Below are 4,364 nucleotides of genomic sequence, written 5' to 3'. Positions count from 1 at the left end.
GTCTCGCCCATGCACGCGCCGCCGGTCTCGTGGATGGCTCCCCCAGGCCATAAGGCGCCAGATTCCGTGAGGACCAGGGACCGCAGCAGCCGGTAGGGGATGTTCCACCGAGCGGCGTCGAGGTTATTGGCGGCCCGCAGGCCGCCAGCCGCTGCGATCTCGGGAAGTGTCCGCTTCATATGCGCGACCATATTGACATCACTCTCCGAATGTTTGCACTCGATTCTGGCCACAGGAATCCCCCACGCGTCTTTGACTCTCGGGTCGAGCGAAACGTGATTCTCGTACCGGGGCTGCATTTCGCCATGTGCGCTCATAACCCAAACCGGCACATCCCGGCCAATCGCGACCTGAATGCCGTATCCGCCCGGAAAGTCGTTCGATGAGTCCTTTTCGCAGAAGCTGGGAATGTAAAGGCCGGTTCCGCCAAAGTCGAAACCGTCCTCGTTGAGACCGATCTCGACATCCTCCTTAGACACCGCACCAACCTGCGTGTATGAGACGTGGTCGCACAGATAGCGGCCCAGGTGGCCCGATGATCCGCCCACGCCCGAGGGATGTTGCGCGGACTTCGAATTCAGCATGATCCGCACGCTTTCGATTGCCGACGCACACAGCACGACGACCTTTGCCTCAACTGTCTGCGCCTGCTTGGTCAATCGATCGATGTATTCAACGCCCGTCGCCTTTCCCGATCGCGAATCGATCAACAACCTGCTCACGACGGCGTCGGTCCGAATCTCGAGCCGACCAGTCGCCAGAGCGAGCCGGACGGGAAGCGGAACCCTATGGTTGTCGTACTTGGTCTTCCTGGCGTATGTCACGCGGACGTTCGGGAGTTTTTTCTCGACATTGGTGAGGAAAGCTGCTTCCATCTTGGTCGTCTTCGCGGGTCCTATGAACTCTCCGTCCGGACAATTGGGGATGCCTTCGGCTTTTCCGTAGACGCCGAGTGTCCTCTCGACGATGTCGTAGTAGGGCGCGAGGTCTTCGTATGACAACGGCCAATCGACGCCATCGCCACGGACGCTTGCGGCTTGTAGCTCGTAATTCGACATCCGCGGCGTGTGTCTCCACCAAGTGTGAAGGCGCCCGCCTAGTTGCCGGCCCCTGAACCAGAGGAACTTGTCCTTCCCCGGCGTGGTGTAGGGGTTCTCCCTGTCGCTGACGTAAAACCGCTTGGTCGTCTCGGCGAATGATGAGCATCGAATCTGAACGTGTTGTCCGCGCGCCGCCGATCGGACGCGCCCTGCGATCCCCATCGCCCGTAGCTCTGCATCGGCGGGAAATTCAGCGATGTCCGGCTTCCGGCCGGCCTCGAGCAGGACGACGTTCAGGCCGCCTTCGGTCAGCTCCTTGGCAGCCCACGATCCAGAGGCTCCCGAGCCGACGACAATGGCGTCGTACGTCAATTCGCTTGTGCGCATACGTGTTCGTCTCGTTTCATACGTGCTCATTGGTTTCCCATTGGAAGCGGACACCGCGACAATCGCACCGCGTGTCCCCAAAGGATATGCATGCTTGCCTCCGCGCACGCCGCTTTGACTGCGGGTAAGCCTTCCCGGAGCGCCGACGCGCGGTGAAATTCTTGTGGCCAGGCGAAAACCGCCACCTTGCTGGGGCAGCGGTGCTATCGTCGTGATCCGCTCAGACCGGGCAAACTTTGCGCCACCGCTTAAGGAGCTGGATGTTGGCTTACGGCGAAGTCAATCCGCAAGAGGCAGAACGCGTTACCTGGGACGTGATCGTCGTGGGCACCGGCATGGGCGGTGGGACGCTGGGCTATTCGCTGGCTAAGTCAGGTCGGAAGGTGCTGTTCGTCGAGAAAGGGCGCTCGACGCTGCCCGGTGCTCCGGGCACGATTCGCTCTTCCATGCCGGAATTGGCCGAGCCGCTGGCCAGCCGTTCCGCGGAGACCTACTACGACGCGCTGGCCCGCGCCGGGCGCTCCACCGACGAAGTCGAAGACATCAGCGGGCGCCGTTCGCATCGGTTTTTGGCCGGAATCGGCAGCGGGACCGGGGGGTCTTCGGCTCTCTATGGCATGGTCTGCGAGCGTTTTTTTGCTCGCGATTTCACCCCTCGCCAAGACTTTCGCGACCCCGGGGACTCCACGGTCCCCGAAGCCTGGCCGGTCACCTACGACCAGATGCGGCCCTGGTACGCGGCGGCAGAGAAGCTGCTCGGGGTTCGTGGCCAGCCCGATCCTCTGCGCCCGGAGGCGGCCGACGCCAATCTGCCTGCGGTGCCGCCGTTTTCAGCAGACAACCAACTTCTGGTCGATAATCTCGTGCGCCAGGGATTGCATCCTTACCACCTACCGATGGCCTGTGATTACACCGATAATTGTGTGACGTGTCAGAGCTTTCTCTGCAACCAGTCGTGTAAAAACGACAGCGCCCGCAATTGTCTGCTGCCGGCCCTTACCGAACACGGTGCCCAGCTGCTGACCGAGTGTCGGGTCGTGCGCCTCGATGCCGACGCAACCCGGGTCCAGCAAGTGATCTGCGAACACCCATCCGGCACGCTGGCACTCAGAGGCAAGGTGGTGGTACTGGCCGCCGGAGCGTTGATCACTCCGGTGCTGTTGCTGAATTCCCGATCTGGCGATTGGCCCGGCGGATTGGCCAACGGCTCGGATTGGGTGGGACGCAACTTCATGCGCCATGTCGTCGACCATTTCGAGGTCTGGCCGCGACCGGGTTGCCACATCACGGCCGAAAACAAACAGATCGGGCTGAACGATTTTTATTTCTGGGAAGGACAAAAATTCGGCACCGTGCAGTCAGGTGGCGCCATGCCCCCCGCAGATGCGCTGCTCAACCACCCAGGCTGGCAGCACCGCGCGCTGCGCCTGATCAGCCCGGCGGTGCGGCCGATCTACGAGCGATTCATCAGCGGCGGACTGGTGCTCGCGGCGATCATGGAAGACCTGCCCTATCTGGACAACCGGGTACTGCCATACGATCGGCCGAGCTCAGACGGCCGCCAGCGGCTTCGACTTCAATATCGGTTGCACGCCAGCGAGATTGAGCGCCGCGCGGTGTTCATGCGCGAGGTGAAAATGGCGTTGAAGCCGTTTCGTAACATCACCCTGCGGACCGCCGCAAGCAACGCGGCACTGGCCCACGTATGCGGCACGTGCCGCTTCGGTACCGATCCCACAACCAGCGTCTTGGACCCCCAAAACCGGGCCCATGAAGTTGACAACCTCTACGTGGTCGATACCTCGTTCTTCCCGTCCAGCACCGGTATGAACCCGAGTTTGACGGTCGCCGCCAACGCCCTGCGGGTGGCCGCGCATGTCGATCAGGCGCATTTCGCCACCTGCGTCGCGTCCTGAAGCGCCGTGTTGGTGGAAGCCACGCGGCGCTGCCGCGGGAGAAGCGGGCAAGCGGCCGCGACGAGATAAAGGAGCGAATTCGCGCAGGCCGATCATCACCAAGATTGCCGTTGGCGTCAGGTGCAGCATCGAGCCCGGATCCTGGAGAACTCCTGGAGAAACGGTGCTACACAGGTATAACAATGCGTGCACGCGAGGAACGTGTCCCTTACCACCAAGGTGGTGCTCTTGAGCCAGACCCGCAGCGCTAGCCCGGTCGAAGGGATGCGGGCCGGGCTCTCGGCAGCGAGGAATTTTCGCCCGGACATCGAGGGCTTGCGTGCAGTCGCGGTGCTGGCAGTTGTTCTGTTTCACGCGGAATTCCCTGGTGTGGGTGGTGGGTACGTCGGGGTCGACGTGTTCTTTGTGATCTCGGGGTTCCTGATCACCGGCCTGCTGTGGCGCGAGGTGAGCAAAAGCGGCACCGTCCGGCTGCGCCGCTTCTACGGAGCGCGAGCCCGCCGGCTACTACCGGCCTCGGCCCTGGTCGGCGTAGTCACGGCGCTGGGCTCGGCGCTCTTACTTCCCCCGTTGCAGGCGCCGGACGTTCTCGCTGACGGCGTCTGGAGTGCGTTATATGTCGGCAATTACCGGTTCGGTCTGCGACTGCGCAATTACTTTGACACCCACCTGCCGATGTCGCCGTTCCAGCACTACTGGTCTTTGGGCGTAGAAGAGCAGTTCTACCTTGTCTGGCCCGCGTTGATCATCGGCACGGCTTGGCTCATTCGGCGTGTGCGGCGGCGTGATAGGGGCGACACCGACCCACCACGAAGGCCTTATCTGGTGGTCCTGGCGCTGGTCGCGGCGTCCTCGTTTGCCTTGTCGCTGGCGCTCACCTACGTGGTGCCTTCGGTGGCGTTCTTCACGCTGCCCACCCGGGCCTGGCAGTTGGCCGCCGGCGGTCTGATAGCGCTTACGGCCGGCCACTGGCGCCGACTACCGGCGACGACCGCCGCGATCGGCGGCTGGCTTGGACTGG

General features: G+C 62.7%; 3 protein-coding genes. 2 read left to right on the top strand and 1 reads right to left on the bottom strand.

The window, feature by feature from the left end; translation table 11 throughout:
- Positions 1-1,457: GMC family oxidoreductase N-terminal domain-containing protein (locus A5652_RS02425; RefSeq protein ID WP_232001068.1), on the bottom strand; the 1,457-nt coding region annotated here is incomplete at its 3' end.
- A 230-nt stretch (positions 1,458-1,687) separates the two neighbouring features.
- Between A5652_RS02425 and A5652_RS02420 the strand changes: the two genes are divergently transcribed.
- Positions 1,688-3,343: a GMC oxidoreductase gene (locus A5652_RS02420; RefSeq protein ID WP_067346268.1), complete on the top strand. Its 1,656-nt coding sequence runs from the start codon at positions 1,688-1,690 to the stop codon at positions 3,341-3,343.
- A gap of 264 nt (positions 3,344-3,607) precedes the next feature.
- The coding region (locus tag A5652_RS02415) for an acyltransferase (protein ID WP_156745114.1) at positions 3,608-4,364 on the top strand (757 nt) is incomplete at its 3' end.

Origin of the sequence: Mycobacterium sp. 1165178.9, from assembly GCF_001673555.1 — a bacterium.
Taxonomy (GTDB): domain Bacteria; phylum Actinomycetota; class Actinomycetes; order Mycobacteriales; family Mycobacteriaceae; genus Mycobacterium.
This window is presented reverse-complemented; position numbering and strand designations above follow the sequence as displayed.